Raw genomic sequence first — 14972 nt, 5'->3', positions numbered from 1 at the left:
ACCAGCGTGTATTCGCTGGGATAGGGGTGGCCGAGCTCCGGTTCCTGGATTGTGGCTGCACAGCTCAATTTTGACCCCCGGCGCGCCAATAACGACCACCAGGCTTGCCCAGGTCGTGCTGCTGGGATCACCTCGGTGCGTTGGGTGCTTCCGATCCTGTCCTGTGAACATGATGACCAACCCTCAGTGGGCCGACTTGATACAAGATATGAACCGGCGTCGGCACAAGCGTTTGTAACAGCGAAGATCGACCGCTAGGAGAGCACAAAGCGCACCGGATTGTGTCGGTGCCTGGCCCTACCATGGGTATATGGATGTAATTCCGGAAGGTTCGACCGGACCTGAACCCGAGATGCAGTCCGAAGTTGTCTCGGAACCTTGTTGGCGCGACCATGGATCCGCGACCGGCGAGGTGAATGTTTCTGCCCGGCAACGATTCCAGATTCTTGCTCTTGACGGCGGGGGAGCGAAGGCACTGTTCACAGCTCACGTGCTCGCGCGGTTGGAACAGGACCTCGGTGAAAGCATTACGGACTCCTTCGACCTGATAGCCGGGACGTCCGCCGGCGGGATCGTCGCGCTCGCGCTGGGGTCAGGCCTGACTCCGAGGGAAATCGTGGGGCATTACGAAGAACTGGTCGAGGCGGTCTTCCCGGCCGCGCGCCGGCGTTTCTGGCGACGGCCACGCCAACTTACTGCACCCATCTACGACGGAGACGCGCTGCGCACCGCCCTGACGAGAGTGCTTGGCGAACGGTTGCTCGGGGACAGTGTGAAACCCCTGGTTATCCCGGCTTGGGACGTGCAAAGCGGCACCGTGCACATCTTCAAGACGCCGCATCACACGCGGCTCGTCCGGGACTGGCGCGTTTCGATGGTGGACATCGCGATGGCGACATCAGCGGCACCGCTCTACTTTCCCGCCGCACGGGTTGATGGACACCGCCTCATCGACGGCGGGGTATGGGCGAACAACCCTTCCGTTGTCGCGATTGCCGAGGCCGTCAGCATGCTCGAAGTACCACTGGCCTCGATCAGGGTGCTCAACGTCGGCACCGTCGACCAGATCACGAACCACCCCAAACGCCTTGACCGCGGCGGACTGGTGAACTGGGCGAAACCGATCGCACCCCTGATTCTCAATGCTGGAAGCCGCGGAAGTCAGGGCGTCGCTGAACATCTGATCGGCAAGGATGCTTACACCCGATTCGACGCGCGAGTTCCCGGCAACTTGTACGCACTGGACTCGGCAGATGCAGACGACCTCGCTGGCCTCGCGGCGTCGGTGAGCCGCGACCTCAGCCCGATCTATACAGCGCTGTTCGCCGGCCATCGCGCAGCCAAATACACACCGCTGATCGATGGCCGCCGACACCGTTGCGACCCGATCAGCACGTCGACCACGGAGGTCTCCGATGAAGCTCACTGACTACTTCAACGTCCTACTCAAGGACACTGTCAACCTAGGCCAGGTGAAGCTCGACTCGCTCAACTCGCGCGTCGAAGCGGTCTACAAAGCTTTGAAAGCTGACGAGCAGGTCGGCCCGCTCATCCTGGGCAAGACAGCCCAGGGGTCCTGGGCGCACAAAACCATCATCAACCCGGTTGGTAGCAACGAGTTCGACGCAGACTTCATGCTCGATATGACCGAAAACCCGGACTGGTCCGACAGCCCCAAGAAGTACATCGACGAGGTGTACGCGGTCTTGCACCGCCACAGCACGTACGCCACCATGCCCCATTCACGCAAGTGCCGCTGCGTCCGACTCGTCTACGCCAACTCCATGCACCTCGACATAGTGCCGCACCTGAACCTCGCTGACGGACGGGAAGTCATCGTGAACCGGGACGACAACGACTGGGAGCTGACCAACCCTCAAGGCTTCACCACTTGGATGAAAACCAAGGACGCGCTCGCGAACGGCAACCTACGCAAGGTTATCCGACTCATGAAGTACCTGCGTGACCACAAAAACTCATTCACCGGCACACGGTCCATCCTCTTGACCACACTGCTCGGAGAGCAGATAACCGAGCTGCGCACGTTCGTCGACCCTAGCTACTACAGCGACGTCCCCACGACTCTCCTGCACCTAGTCAAAGACCTCGACGTCTGGCTTCAAGACCGCCCGACCAAGCCGTCCATTCCAGACCCTTCCGGGTCCGGGGTCACCTTCGACCATCGATGGGAGCAGTCCACCTACAACTACTTTCGGGACCGCATCCACGTCCACGCCGCCGAGATCGAGGAAGCGTTCGAGGAGAGGAACAAAGACCGCAGCGTCGAGCTGTGGCAGGGCGTTTTCGGTGACGGCTTCCGGGCCCCGGCCGCCGCGTCCAGCAGCGCGAGATTCCCGGCAGCGACACCCGCAGTCGTGTCCACCGTGGGGCGGTCTGGTCGCGCGGGATGAGCCGTCGCCGCGCGGTCGCGTTGACGACCTGGCAAAAATATCTCGTCGATGAATTGAGGTCACTAGTCAGGGCGTATTCCCAAGACCTGCGGATAGTCCAGCAACCGCATCTCGACACTGACGGTTACGCCACCCTACGACTGCAGTTGCACACCACGGACATCCTTCACCGGCCCGGTGGGCTGGTACTCGCCGACGACGAGGAGTTCGTCGTCAAGATTCGCCCTTCGATGTTCCTGCCTCCGAGCGTCGAAGTCGATCACACGCGCTTTCTCGGTTTCCCGCACGTGCTCCAAGGGCAGCGGCTTTGCATGTATCTCGATCCGTCCCGCGAGTGGCGTCCATCTTCAGGAATGGCTGGTTTTCTCAGCCGCCTGTGGGACTGGCTCACTGATGCCGCTGGCGGCGTGTTCGATCCCTCGACCGCGATGTACCACGCCGTCGGAGGAGTGCTTCACCACGCCGCCAGCACGCCCACCATCGTTGCCCGCGAGACCGGCCCACTCAAGCGGCAGCAGATCGCTCGCCTCATCCCTCGCTCACCCCACCGCTACGACCTCACCTACTCCACTGATCGTGACGGGCAACGCGTGCCAGTCTTGGTCCTAACGAGCGATCTCCCGTTCGGCGCAACATCCACATTCGCCCTGTTGCTGAGGCTCCTGGACGACCCGCACCTCGACCGCGCCGAGGGGCGGTCACCACAGGTTTCACCACAGTCACCAGCTTTCCTCACCTCGCTCCTCGCCAGCGCTCTGCGAAACCCCAACGGCACCGAGCAATACTTCGTGCTTGCCGTGCCTCACCCAGCAGGCGGACCGCATCTTCTCCTTTGTGGACGCCTACCCGCCGGTACCGCCGACACCCTCCGGCGCATCGCCGAGAAGCACGGCCCCGCGGTCAACCTCGATCTCGCCACCATCAATGCCGATATCCCCATCGAATGGTGCAACATGTCCGACGAAAGAGAAGAAGTCACAACACGACGCGACGACAACCGTCCCGTCAACGGTTTTCGAGGGACAACCGTTCACATCTGGGGGTGCGGCGGGCTCGGATCATGGATCGCCGAGTTCATCGCGCGCGCCGGAGTCAGAAGCGTCACGGTCTGCGACCCCAGTGCCATCACCGGAGGACTTCTCGTCCGACAGAACTACACCGAAGCCGACATCGGCGAGACAAAGGCCAACGCCCTCGCAACACGTCTCCGCGCAATCCGTGATGACCTGGAAGTCACCGTCGCAGACGGATACATCTCCGATCCAACCGTCTCGCGTACCGCGGACGTCATCATCGACGCAACCGTCAGTCACAGCATCACCGCTTACCTTGACACCCTTGCCGGCGAATACCGGGACGCACTCATCGCCCAGGTGGCAACCGACGCCAAGACAGGAACATTAGGTATCGCCACGATCTCTGCGTCCGGTGCCATCTCGACGCCGTCCGAGCTGGACGATCAAGCAGGACGCTTGGTATTGGCAGATGGCGAGCTGGAGCTCTACCACCAGCTTTGGGGAGAAGCAGCCGAAGGCGACGAATTGATCCCGACGAGAGGCTGCTCTGTGCCCACGTTCCATGGGTCTGCAGCCGATCTCGCTGCTGTCGCCGCGACAGTCACCAACCTGATCGGCTTGCATCTCACACAGAAAGAGGCAGTCACGTCAGGAACCCACCTCATCGCTCTACCGCACGCGCCAGCTGGTCCCCGGCACATATTTCTCCAGGCCGGTGTTGCGGGATCATCCCGCCCAATTTGAGTCTATAGATCCGACAATCAGCGCCGGAAATATCCTGCCGATAACAGATATTATGGCATTTTTGCTGCTTAGCGCATCAAATGTGACGATATGTCGCTAGCTCATCGCTCGCCACCCACTGGAACCTAAGAGCGCTTACCCGGCTTGCCGGCCTCGCGAACCTTCGAGACGCGGCTCGCCGCCACCGGTGCCTCGGTGCCGAGCTCTTTCCTCGCTTTGGCATGCAGTCGCTGTATCTGCTCCGGCGTCTTCTTGACTCGCCGAAGGTCCAGACGATCGTTCGTCAACGCCGACACGTCATTCACCATCCTCGCTGGTCAGGAGGCCTTGTAAGACCCAGAGCTCGTTCTCCGTGTCCCAACTTACGCCGGTCACGAACACTTCGCGAGCGTCCACGATAAGCATCTCCCGCTCGTAGTCGGACGCCATGGTGAGCGCCTCAGACAAGTAGAGAGCCGGGACACCTGCCGTGACGTATAGATCAAGCCACACCGGAACCTTGCGCTCGACTATCCGAGGAGGGCGGCGCAGCCCGCTCACCGATAGAAATCCAAGCTCCTGTACGACCTCTCCCACCAGACTCGCGGGTGTCTGACCAGGCTCAAGGCCGAAGTCGGCAAGCTCAGTCTCGCGTGAAACTCGCCACGTGCTCTCAAGTGGAAACTTCGACACCGCCGACCTCATAAGGTCGACTTTCGCTTGGGTCTCATCCGTCATAGCGCGCCGCCCGCGCAGCGCCTCGTTTATTTCTAGGTACGACCCAAGGGTGTAGTCAGCCACGACGTCGCGCTCGGCGTCGGTCAACAAACCAAAATCCTGAACCAGCGTGTACTCGCTCGGGAAAGGATGGTCGTTCTTCTGTTCAGGACTTGATGGCTGCACAACTCGAATCTTGACGACTGACTCCGAGTACGGCCACCAGGCGCGCCCGGCTGTGCGTTGCAATCGGGATCACAGCAAAGGACACCTCTGCGGCGCGTTCTTCTGTGGACGCGAATCTCGACGCCACCGGCTGGGCGGACGGCCTCAACGACTCGTCTACCATTCGTCGATGATCGGACGTAGCGGAAGCTCAGACAGCGAGCGAAGTCTGCCCGAAGAGCAAACGTTTCGAGCGGTCCTTCTCGGCGTCTGCTTAAGCGTTCTTCTATTTGCTGTTGCCTTTGGAGTTGTCACCATTGTCAAAGCCATGTACGACGCGAATGACATCACCTCGAACTGGTTTATCGCGTGGGGCACCTGGGCCGGAGGCCTCGGGACGGCGGCGGCCTTCCTCATCGCTGCCGCTAGCATCTCCGTTTCCAGTGCACACACCCGATTCGACCGCCGCGAAGCGGGCCGGCTCCGTCAGGACGACGAGATGGCGCAAGCGCGGCTTCTGACGATCTACAAAGTGGAGGGCGAGCTCTCGCTTGAGTCTCTACCCACCTACCGGATCGAGAACCGCAGTAAGGACACGTTCTTCGATGTTTCCGTGCCATTCGTTGAGGCACCCAACGGAGCAGACGGCGAGGTCGAACACCGGACGGCCGAGCTCGTCGCCAAAGACAACCGCCTGCACGAGTTCATCCCAAGCGGCGAAGAGCTCACCCCGTACCGCGATCACACCGAGGACCACCTTTGGTTCACCCTCGTGACAGTCCACACCACCGGCGCTGACGGCGTTCAGTTCGTAGTCGAGTACACCGACGCCAGTGGGAGGCGCTGGCGTCAAAAGCTGGGCGGGGCCATTGAGCGCATCACTACCAGCGAGGCCGTCAAAATCCGTACACCTGACAGGTTTCAGCCCCCACAGCAGGTTCGACGAATGACGAACCTTGAGGCGCAACGTCATGGCTTCACCAGAGGCCTCAAGCCTCTGCAGACCGACGCCGAATTCCTCGAAGTCCTTGAGGCCCGCACCGTCAGGACCTGGAAGCGAATTGAGCGCGTAAGCGACGTAAGGGTCGTGCCGAATGACTTCGATGTCTCCTCAGAAGGGCTGATCGCCGAAGTGACATATCGACCAGCACCTCCACCGTTCTGGACGGACCATTTCCACGCGAAACTTGCTGAATCAGACCTCCATATGGGGTCCAGCAACTCGCAGTACGACCGCACCGACAAGTTCCGGTTGTCGCCCGGCACCGATATCGACGCTGCGTTTATCGCCGAGATAGTCGACGTTGCACTCGAATACGCCAACGACTCCTTCGAGCAACACGAACTTGCAGCCGCTCGGCGCGCCCTGGAAGCGCGTTCAAGATGAAGCAGGCCTGCGGCCGACCCACTCGCATGCTCGCTCAGACCCGGCCCTTGGCTCGCCGATCCCCTCAGCGAGCCGTTAACTAACACACGTACGAAGGGTAGAAGATGAACAACCTGGGCCCCTACCAAGCCTTCTCGATCGCAGCCAAGTCTGCGGGGGGCGTACCGCAACTGATCGAGAACATCGAGCGCGGGGCTGTATCTAAGGCCTTGCCCGGCATCGTCGCGAAGAGCGTCGGAGCGGGTGCAGCACTCATGGGCATCGGTCTTGTTGCGGGCAAGATGTTTTTGGACCAGCGGAAGGTTGACCAGGTGGCGGCCGAGGAGGCGAAGAAGCGGTTGGTATCCGAGTTTAGCGATGACGGCTTGCAGTCGGGGGAACCGACGACCCCGCCGGCTACCGCGTGACGTGACAGTCGACGACGCAGCCGCCCGAGGAGGACTCCTCCCTCTTCCGCGACTCGGTCGGCTCATTCTTGATGCTGTGCCTCGCCGCATCGCTCCTGGTGGTACTGCTTTTCGTCGTGTTCCGCAAAAGCCGCCCGGCCGACCGGCGCGGCGAAACGGCAGGCATAATTCATAACAATAATCATTGCCGATATTACGATCCTGTCAGCCGAAGCAGTGACCCTTCCCGTGCAGAGGGCCGACGTCGCTGCGCTCGGTCGGCGGTGTCGTCGCCGCGATACTGTCACAGGATGCATCTACCCGCGGTCATGGCTCGCTGCTTCAGCAACCACTACGGCCGGCGGTACCCGCTGTGACCGACCTCAACTCGGCAATGGAGGCGTCGCCTGTTCCCGCATGGCCCACTTTCGCTCGCCCGGTGCTCAACGTGCTCGGTGACGGGTCCATTTGGAGGACGTCCGCGCTCAAGTCCACTGTGATGGACAGCGTCGGCCTTACCGAGGCGCAGCGTGCGGAAACGCTGAATTCCGGCCAGGGACGAGCAGACAACAGAATCGGTTGGGCGTTATCGTTCCTACGGCGAGCCGCCGCCGTCGAGAAAGTGGCGAACGGGCGGTCACGCATCACAGATTTCGGATACCAGATGCTGCGCGATCACCCGGTCGAGATCACCGAGGCGGACTTGCACGCTGTCCCCGCGTTTCAGAACTATCAGCCCACGCGCCGTCCCGCGCCGGCGGCGACCGATTCCGATGATCTCGCCACCTTCTGGTTCGTCGGAGCGATGTTCGGCATCGACGGCGGCGCGCCGTCGGACCGAACACCGGAGTTCGTGGCCAACGGGCTCTGGCGGGCGCAGCAGCCCCACAAGTACGCCGCGGCGATCAAATCGATGAAAGCGGGTGAACGCATCGCCATCAAAGCAGCGTTCACGCGAAAGAACGACCTTCCCTTCGATATCGACGGGCAGACCTCGGCGGTCATGGCGATCCGCGCCACCGGCACCATCACCGCCAACCCCGGTGACGGCGACCAAGTCGTCGTCGACTGGGACGAACCGTCCGCCGTCCCGGACGAGGACTGGTACTTCTGGACCTCACGCAACACCGTGTGGGGCATCAAACCCGACTCCTGGCAGGCGCAGGCTCTGATCGGCTTCGCTTTTGACGATGAGGAGCAGGACTACGCGTCATTTCTCTCAGCCCCCTACTGGGCGGACAAGTACTTCGGCGGCCGACGCCGTTCGGAGCCGGCACCGAACAACGACGCAACGATCGAGGAACTGCCGGGCGAGGACGACTACACGGTCGCCGACATCATCGACGAAGGTTGCTTCGTGTCGCCGCAGGACCTCACCGGCTATCTCGAAGCGCTGCGGCGCAAGAAGAATCTCATTCTTCAAGGTCCACCAGGGACAGGGAAGACCTGGCTCGCGAAACGCCTCGGATACGCGTTGATGGGCACTAAGGACCGGGAGTTGATACACGCAGTCCAGTTTCATCCCACCGTCTCCTACGAAGATTTTGTCCGCGGATGGCGTCCAGGTGACGACGGGCGACTGACACTCACCGACGGCTACTTCTTAGAGGTGATCGAGGAAGCCCGTAATCGCCCTGATGCCGAGCACGTCCTCGTCGTCGAAGAAATCAACCGGGCGAACCTCGCACAGGTCATGGGAGAGCTGCTGACGTTGCTCGAAGCGGACAAGAGAAAAGCGTCCGAGGCGCTCAAGCTGGCTTACTCCAAACCAGGAGACGACCTGGTCTACATCCCCGACAACCTATATCTCATCGGCACCATGAACGTCGCCGACCGGTCCCTGGCCATCGTCGACTTCGCACTCCGACGGCGATTCGCCTTCGCGGACCTGCAGCCGCAGTTCAACGACGCCTGGCGCGACTGGCTCGTTGCCCGCGGGGTCGATGTCGCATTCGTCGACGCACTACGAACTCGGCTCACAGCACTCAACCAGCGCATCGCCGACGCGCCGGACCTCGGCGAGCAGTACCGCATCGGCCACAGCTTCTTCACCCCCTCACCGGACGGCCCCGCGATCGACGACCCGCACCTCTGGCTGCGCGGCATCATCGATCAGGAGATCCGACCATTGCTGGCCGAGTACTGGTTCGACGATCCCGCCGCGATCGAACGCGAAGCTGCCCTGCTCGACGTGCCGAGGTGACGGAAGCCCGCACTATCACCAGCGGTGCGTACCGCATCCCTGTACGCAACCTGTGGCTGCTCATGCTGTACGCCTCGACGCTGTACCAGCAGCACGACACACGCCTGTTGGCCGCCGTGGAGGACAACCCCGAGGATCTCGTGGACCTGGTCGGGGAGATTCTCGTGACGGCCGTCGAGCGACGATTGGCGCGTCCACTCGGCCACGCCTACCGGGACCGTCGCGCTGTGCTCACGCGTGTTCGCGGCCGCATCGACGCGCTGGCGACCGAATCGAGAAAGCTGCTCGACCAAGGACGGGTGGCGTGCACGTTCGACGAACTGACCGTCGACACCGCCCGCAACCGCCTTCTCCTCACCGCTCTCCACCGCGCCAGCCGCGTCGTCGATGACGCGACCACAGCACGCCGAGCCCGCGCTCTCGCCCGCACACTGATCCAGTACGGCGTGACAGCCGACCCCACGACCTGGCGCACCGCGGCGGCCGCGCGGCTCGGACGCAACGACCGCGACGATGCGGAAGCCGTCGCCGCAGCAGCGCTGCTGTTAAACATGCTCATTCCCACCGAAGATGCGGGTGGACGCGCCGGCCGCGACCCCGACCGCGACGCAGCCACGATCCGAGCACTCTACGAGCGCGCCGTCCGCGGCTTCTACCGCGCAGAACTGCCACCGACATGGCGGGTGGCGGCGGGAGAGACACAACGCCACTGGCTCACCACCGCGACGTCACCGGGAATGCTCGCCATGCTGCCCACCATGCGCACCGACATTGAACTCGAACAGCACGGCCGACGCATCATCGTCGAAACCAAGTTCGCCGACGCCCTTAAACCCGGGTTTCATGGTGTCCGCCGCCTCGACCGCAACCATGTCTTTCAGCTCTACGCCTATGTCCGCTCACAGAGCTCGCGAGATGAGCTGGGAAGGACGGCGGACGGTGTTCTGCTCTATCCGACAGTCGACAGCCATTTCGACGAATCGGCCGTCATCGACGGACACCGCTTCCGCTTCGTCACTGTCGATCTGGCGGCGTCTGCACACGACATCAGAGCGCGCCTCCTGAGCGCTATCGACTTGTAGGCCACCGACTCACGCTGCACCGACCCTGTCGTGGTGGGCGTCGACGGTGGATCGATTACCGATTTTCCGTAACTGCTGTCCCGCAGTCCCTCGTCCGCGGGGACAACTCCCGCCACTCGTCGGACCAGTCGGACAGGAAGGTAGGCAACTGCTGCGGCGACGGCAGCAAGTTGGAAGGCCGATCATCCATCAGTTGATTTCGGCCGGTGCACCTTCCGGGCGAACTCCACATACCGGATAGTCTTCGAAGCATGGCGGAAGAATCGCAGGACAAGCTGTACGCAACCACTATGCGCACGATCGGAGTCGTTGCGAAACTTCCCGTTGTACATGTCGACCGAGACTCCTTCTTGCGTGCGCAGTTCAAGGGTTCGCCGCACCTCGACATCATCCTCGCTGAGGGCCCTCAGGCTGTGTTCACGGTCGAGTCGCTCCGCAAGAAGTGCGATGCCCTGATCAAGAACAGCGCGACGAAAACTTCGGCCGTATCGTTCGCCAGCGGCCTGCCCGGTAACCCCGTGATCATGGTGGCGGCGGGTGGAGCTGACGTGGCGCAGTACTTCGGCTTCGCCATCAACCTCGCCCAGCAGATCGCGTTTATGTTCGGTGAGGACGATCTCTTCGACGGACCGGATCTGTCGGAGACTGCGCAGATTCGTGTCATCGGTTACCTGGGAGCGATGTTCGGAGCTGCCGGGGCATCGGCGCTGGTAATGAACACCTCGAAGGTTGCGGGTGCGAACCTCGGTAAGAAGGTCGCGGCACAGGCACTCACGAAGACCGCCTGGTATCCGCTTGTGAAAAAGGTCGGCGCTGTCGTCGGGCAAAAGATCACGAAGAAGACCGTGGAAAAGACGATCACCAAAGCCGTTCCGTTGGTCGGCGGGGTGGTGTCCGGCGGCCTGACGTACGTGACGTTCCGCCCGATGGGTCACCGACTGGCGGACACTTTCGTAAAGAATCTTGGAGGCGAGTTCGACGATGACCTCGACCTCAATCCGAATTTCATGGCACGAGCGCAGACGAAGCCCGTCGTTATCGATCAATTGAACTGACAGGTTTGCTCGATCGGCCGGTGGGCGGCGGGTACGCCTCGTCGACGTCGAGGGGATAACGCGCTCGACAAAGTCTAATCGGCAACGACATTCAGTACCGATCGCAGATGTTCCGTCAGCTCGTGGAGATCTCACCTAATCGTGATCCCCGCCCTGAACACCGTCTTCTCCAACGGTGCCGGGCCGATGCTGCCAGTCTTGGCGAAGGCTCGAGAGGCTCGTCGACGTGCCCTGTCATCGGAGCTGCTGCGCAATATGCGTTCCACGCCCTCGAAGCCTTCCGGCTGCCGACGCGTCTCGCGTCTCCGCGCCCACGTGTCAGCACCAGGAATATCGACGAGGTCAGGCCCACGACACCTCGTGCTCTAGTCACTCCGCATTTATGCGCGATTACCCACGAGAACTCTCTTTCCCGCAGCGTCTCCGACAAGAGGCCACGTAGACGAGCTTTTCGGATTCGTGTGAAATCCGTCAGCACCATTCCCCGCACAACTAGCGATTGGTATGTCAGCACTATCGGAGCTGAATCCCATCTTTTCAAGGGGAAGGCGCAAACCGTCGTAGCGCTGCATCTCCCCCGAGGTGCCCTCAGCAACAGTGCGGCCAATCCCCATGGTTCGCATGGTCGAGGGCGACGAGATCTATTGGACGGTCGCACAGCAATCTGGCCATATTCGAATGCGAACGACCGGGCCAGTCGGGTTTCTTTGCCACGATCTGATCGCCGCCCCGTGCCATCTGCAGTGACTTCTCGAGACCGGGTCGTCGTGCCAGAACTCCGGACGCATGATCGGTGAACACTTTGTGACAGCGGCCTATCCGAGAATCACCGATCGAGCGGTGCTCCCTGCACTGTCGTGACAGGGAGCACCTCGGTCAGAGTTCAAAAACCGGTCGAGTAGGTGTTTGACTCGGAGTCGTAGTTCCAGACGTTGCCGTCGGAATCGACGTAGGTCTCCTCGAAGCAGTAGCCCGAGTGCGTGGTGTAGTCCCACCGGCCGTTGCCAACACCGTCCTGCCGCCACTGGAACTGGAGGCATCCGCCGTAGTGGACGGCGTCATTGACGCTGCTCTCGAAACCGTCTTGACCCACCTGGTCTTTGTGAGCGACTGCTGCAGAGAGTGCGCTGAGATCGGACAGGGTTCGCATGACGGACCAGCCCCACGACTGCGTTCCCTCGAACAACTCCACTGACTTCTCAACGCTGTAGTACCGGGTGCAGTGCACAGGACCGCAATCGTCCCAGAAGTGTTGCTCACGCGTCGATGCCGACGCTTCCGCGGGCGCACCTGCCACGATGGCAGCGACGGCGGCGAGGCAAACGGCAGCTTTCCCAGCCTGCTCGGTGAAACTCGGGTACATAAATCCTCCTGTGGAGTACAACGGGCTCATTGCGCCCTGATTGACGAAGCACGAAATTGTCTCGACCACACCCAGATTTGACCCCGGTCCCGCCACTCTCCCGTTCAATCCGCACAGGGCCTGTTGATGGTTCTTAGGTCGCGGCTCGGGAGTGTGTCGGTGCTTGAAGTCTGCGCACAAAATGTCGCGTCGTCAAGGCGAAAAGACAAAATAATTTCGACATATGTGCAGGTGAAACGCTTATGAGATAGATCAGAGACTGACGCGAGTCAAGCCTACAAATTCTTGAGACAACGGCGCGACATGTCTCGCGAAAGTTGCTGTGTACGGTAAGACGGTCGCCTCAGCGAAGGGAGGTTCCGTGGATAAGATTTTCGACGCGGTCAGCTGGAACGTGAGCCGAAAGTCGTATAAGTGGCCGAAGACGGTGACGATGGGGACCATCGAGGCAATGATCGAGGCGTACAACGCAGAGTTGGACAGGCAAGTAAAGCGGAGCGGTCAGGAACCGGATCGCGCATCGCGGGTGCCGCAGAGTAGAGCATCCATCTACCGCCAGGTCGGTTCTGCCAACACTGTCCTCATCGAGACTGCTCGATACCTACGCGCGCACGATCGAACCGTCCCGGCACGGCTGGACCAGTTCGTTGCATCGCTTCCCGGCGGCGAGGACTCTGTCGCTCTACCACCGACGCTGAACCCAGACACACCCACAGAACTGCTGCGCCGTATGTACCATTCTGCGGTCGGGCAAGCGCGGACGCCAGACATTGTGAAGATCAGCGCCTTCTACTCAGTCCGCCTTTTACAGGAGTCTCGACGTAGCAGTGAGAACTTGGCCAAGGCGTTCGATGTGGCGCAGGTGGGTTACGACGCAGCTCGTGTTTCCCAGAATTCGACGTTGAGACCAGCCCTAGAGGAGTGCGCACGGTCAGCAGCGTGGTCGTGGGTCCTCCGGTCCCGCCTCGCAGTCGCTTTAGGGGAAGATGAACCGAACCGCGAAGCTCTGAAGGCGGTGCACCTATGGAAAGCGCGAGAGGCTGACGCAGCGGAGTCCTTAAACCGCCCGATAACGGCAGCGGTGGCGCGCTTCCACGCCGAACGCGCACAGGGCTTGTTGCTCAATGACATCGTGGGTGAGTTGAGGGCACTCCGAGCGGTGTCCACAGCGCTGATCGACGGGCATAGGCGGCAACATGACGTGGAGAATCCCGAGAATGTCCGCTACCACGACCTGACAATGATCATCAAACGGTTGTGCGCCAACGATTGGGCTTACACGGGCTCGAGGGACTTCGGTGATGCAGTGTCCGAAATCTTCCCCGAAGGGATTGCAGCCCTCGTAGAAAGCTTGATGGGCATTTATTCCGTCGATGATCGTGGGGTCCAAGCAAAAAACGACGCGCAGGCGTTGCTGCGGCTCAAACAAACCAACGACGGGCTACTCGCCTCGTACTTGACTGGAGAACCGAACATCGAGCAGTTGTCGGGTGAGGTCGAGAAGGTCGATGTACTTGACTTCCTGCGCGCCTTCGATATTCAGATACTTCAAGCGATAGCTCTCACCAACTACTCGGTAGCTTTGCATGATCTGAAAGAGGCTCAAGTCGAACTTTCCGTGCCGGTCGATCCGGCTGAGTTGCTAGTCACTGCGCACGACTACTGCAGATTCGCTCGATTGGCAACGCGCGATCGAGGTTCGGGGCAGGCGCTGTTGAGACTTCTAGGCGAGTCGCTCGAAAGGCTCGAAGGGCGGGTGCCCCGAGATCTCCGCGTAAAGATTCGGAGCGAACGCCGCGACTCGTTTCCGAAGCTCGGTCGAAAGAAGGTCGACGAACTGGTGCTGCTAGCTCTGACGAGTCGACGCATGCGCCAGAAGGACTTGCAGTCGGTAACCATCTCTGCTGACGCGATCCATCGCTACCTCGTTGTGAATCGAAACGGGCCGGAGTTGAACGAGGACTAACGTATTGCTCACATTCAGTGCTATGCGTCATCTACTGGCGGTTGGACTGGTCGCCTCGATCGATATCCGATCGGTGTTGCGACCATAGTCAAGGCATCGAGTCGCCGACACGATCCGGCGCGTCCGTGATCGACAACGCCGGCCGCGCGCATAACGACAGTGACCTTGTTGATGTCGCCTCTGCCGAAGAATCGGTCGATCAGCTCGAACGCAACTACCTTCCGCCTCGCAGTCGCCGTAGCCAGCCACGATGCCGCGGCCATGGTTCAGTCTCGTTGGTGGGGCGTCGAGGTCCACATTTTTGACCTTCGACCTACTCCAAGGTCAACTTCCTCCCTGGCCGCTGTGCCTCGTTCTGCGGGTGGCGGTGTGCATTTGACCATGGCAATACCGGACGTGACGGCAAGTTTGCCGATGACGATCGGTCGGGCGTGTGGACCGTTACGTAAATCCCCCGGGGCTTGGTCAGAAGGTGCCCACAAACTGCATGTAGCCACC

Annotated in this window: 13 protein-coding genes; 9 read left to right on the top strand and 4 right to left on the bottom strand. The window is 61.1% G+C overall.

Annotation, left to right across the window (positions count from 1 at the left end; genetic code table 11):
- The first annotated feature begins 310 nt into the window (after positions 1–310).
- Genes ACIGGF_RS15830 through ACIGGF_RS15820 form a run of 3 tightly spaced genes read left to right on the top strand, consistent with a single transcriptional unit; the run spans position 311 to position 4171 of the window.
- The gene (locus ACIGGF_RS15830) at positions 311–1429 is read left to right on the top strand and encodes a CBASS cGAMP-activated phospholipase (protein ID WP_283347915.1); all 1119 of its coding nucleotides are present in this window, start codon (positions 311–313) and stop codon (positions 1427–1429) included.
- Positions 1416–2411, top strand: a complete 996-nt coding sequence (locus tag ACIGGF_RS15825; protein WP_283347914.1) for a cyclic GMP-AMP synthase DncV-like nucleotidyltransferase — start codon at positions 1416–1418, stop codon at positions 2409–2411. Before ACIGGF_RS15830 ends, ACIGGF_RS15825 begins: the two co-directional genes overlap by 14 nt.
- A complete protein-coding gene (locus ACIGGF_RS15820; protein ID WP_283347913.1) occupies positions 2408–4171 on the top strand; it encodes a ThiF family adenylyltransferase in 1764 nt (587 codons plus the stop codon). The genes ACIGGF_RS15825 and ACIGGF_RS15820 overlap by 4 nt, the downstream gene beginning before the upstream one ends.
- A gap of 125 nt (positions 4172–4296) precedes the next feature.
- On the opposite strand, the gene ACIGGF_RS15815 is transcribed toward ACIGGF_RS15820, so the two are convergent.
- Positions 4297–4467: a hypothetical protein gene (locus tag ACIGGF_RS15815; RefSeq protein ID WP_176457510.1), complete on the bottom strand. Its 171-nt coding sequence runs from the start codon at positions 4465–4467 to the stop codon at positions 4297–4299.
- 1 nt (position 4468) lies between these two features.
- On the bottom strand, positions 4469–4975 hold the full coding sequence (locus ACIGGF_RS15810; RefSeq protein WP_283347912.1) for an ADP-ribosyltransferase: 507 nt from the start codon (positions 4973–4975) through the stop codon (positions 4469–4471).
- Between the two features lie 247 nt (positions 4976–5222).
- Here ACIGGF_RS15810 and ACIGGF_RS15805 point away from each other — a divergent pair, with 247 nt between their 5' ends.
- The 5 genes from ACIGGF_RS15805 (at position 5223) to ACIGGF_RS15785 (ending at position 11145) form a co-directional block, all read left to right on the top strand.
- Positions 5223–6419 carry a hypothetical protein gene (locus tag ACIGGF_RS15805; RefSeq protein WP_397522194.1) on the top strand — a complete coding sequence of 399 codons (1197 nt, stop codon included), beginning with the start codon at positions 5223–5225 and terminating at the stop codon, positions 6417–6419.
- A gap of 104 nt (positions 6420–6523) precedes the next feature.
- Positions 6524–6826, top strand: a complete 303-nt coding sequence (locus tag ACIGGF_RS15800; RefSeq protein WP_283347910.1) for a hypothetical protein — start codon at positions 6524–6526, stop codon at positions 6824–6826.
- 352 nt (positions 6827–7178) lie between these two features.
- Complete coding sequence (locus tag ACIGGF_RS15795; RefSeq protein WP_283347909.1) at positions 7179–9008, top strand: AAA family ATPase; 1830 nt, start codon at positions 7179–7181, stop codon at positions 9006–9008.
- Positions 9005–10090, top strand: coding sequence for a 5-methylcytosine-specific restriction endonuclease system specificity protein McrC (gene mcrC, locus ACIGGF_RS15790; protein WP_283347908.1), 1086 nt, complete (start codon positions 9005–9007; stop codon positions 10088–10090). The genes ACIGGF_RS15795 and mcrC overlap by 4 nt, the downstream gene beginning before the upstream one ends.
- A 251-nt stretch (positions 10091–10341) precedes the next feature.
- Positions 10342–11145, top strand: a complete 804-nt coding sequence (locus tag ACIGGF_RS15785) for a hypothetical protein (RefSeq protein ID WP_283347907.1) — start codon at positions 10342–10344, stop codon at positions 11143–11145.
- 588 nt (positions 11146–11733) lie between these two features.
- On the opposite strand, the gene ACIGGF_RS15780 is transcribed toward ACIGGF_RS15785, so the two are convergent.
- Positions 11734–12009 (bottom strand): recombinase family protein, encoded by a 276-nt coding sequence (locus ACIGGF_RS15780; RefSeq protein ID WP_397522202.1) that lies wholly within the window; start codon positions 12007–12009, stop codon positions 11734–11736.
- 19 nt (positions 12010–12028) lie between these two features.
- A complete protein-coding gene (locus ACIGGF_RS15775; RefSeq protein ID WP_397522193.1) occupies positions 12029–12508 on the bottom strand; it encodes a hypothetical protein in 480 nt (159 codons plus the stop codon).
- 322 nt (positions 12509–12830) lie between these two features.
- Here ACIGGF_RS15775 and ACIGGF_RS15770 point away from each other — a divergent pair, with 322 nt between their 5' ends.
- Positions 12831–14474, top strand: a complete 1644-nt coding sequence (locus ACIGGF_RS15770) for a hypothetical protein (protein ID WP_397522192.1) — start codon at positions 12831–12833, stop codon at positions 14472–14474.
- Positions 14475–14972: the final 498 nt, after the last annotated feature.

The sequence above is a fragment of the Rhodococcus sp. NPDC078407 genome (assembly GCF_044542515.1).
In the GTDB taxonomy this organism is placed as follows: Bacteria; Actinomycetota; Actinomycetes; order Mycobacteriales; family Mycobacteriaceae; genus Rhodococcoides.
Note: the sequence above shows the minus strand (reverse complement) of the source record. Positions and strands in the feature narration are given on the sequence as shown.

Coding starts and splice junctions, on each gene's coding strand:
- ACIGGF_RS15820 (WP_283347913.1), top strand. CDS start 2,408: ATGAGCCGTCGCCGCGCGGTCGCGTTGACGACCTGGCAAAAATATCTC.
- ACIGGF_RS15805 (WP_397522194.1), top strand. CDS start 5,223: ATGATCGGACGTAGCGGAAGCTCAGACAGCGAGCGAAGTCTGCCCGAA.
- ACIGGF_RS15800 (WP_283347910.1), top strand. CDS start 6,524: ATGAACAACCTGGGCCCCTACCAAGCCTTCTCGATCGCAGCCAAGTCT.
- ACIGGF_RS15785 (WP_283347907.1), top strand. CDS start 10,342: ATGGCGGAAGAATCGCAGGACAAGCTGTACGCAACCACTATGCGCACG.
- ACIGGF_RS15775 (WP_397522193.1), bottom strand. CDS start 12,508: ATGTACCCGAGTTTCACCGAGCAGGCTGGGAAAGCTGCCGTTTGCCTC.
- ACIGGF_RS15830 (WP_283347915.1), top strand. CDS start 311: ATGGATGTAATTCCGGAAGGTTCGACCGGACCTGAACCCGAGATGCAG.
- ACIGGF_RS15825 (WP_283347914.1), top strand. CDS start 1,416: ATGAAGCTCACTGACTACTTCAACGTCCTACTCAAGGACACTGTCAAC.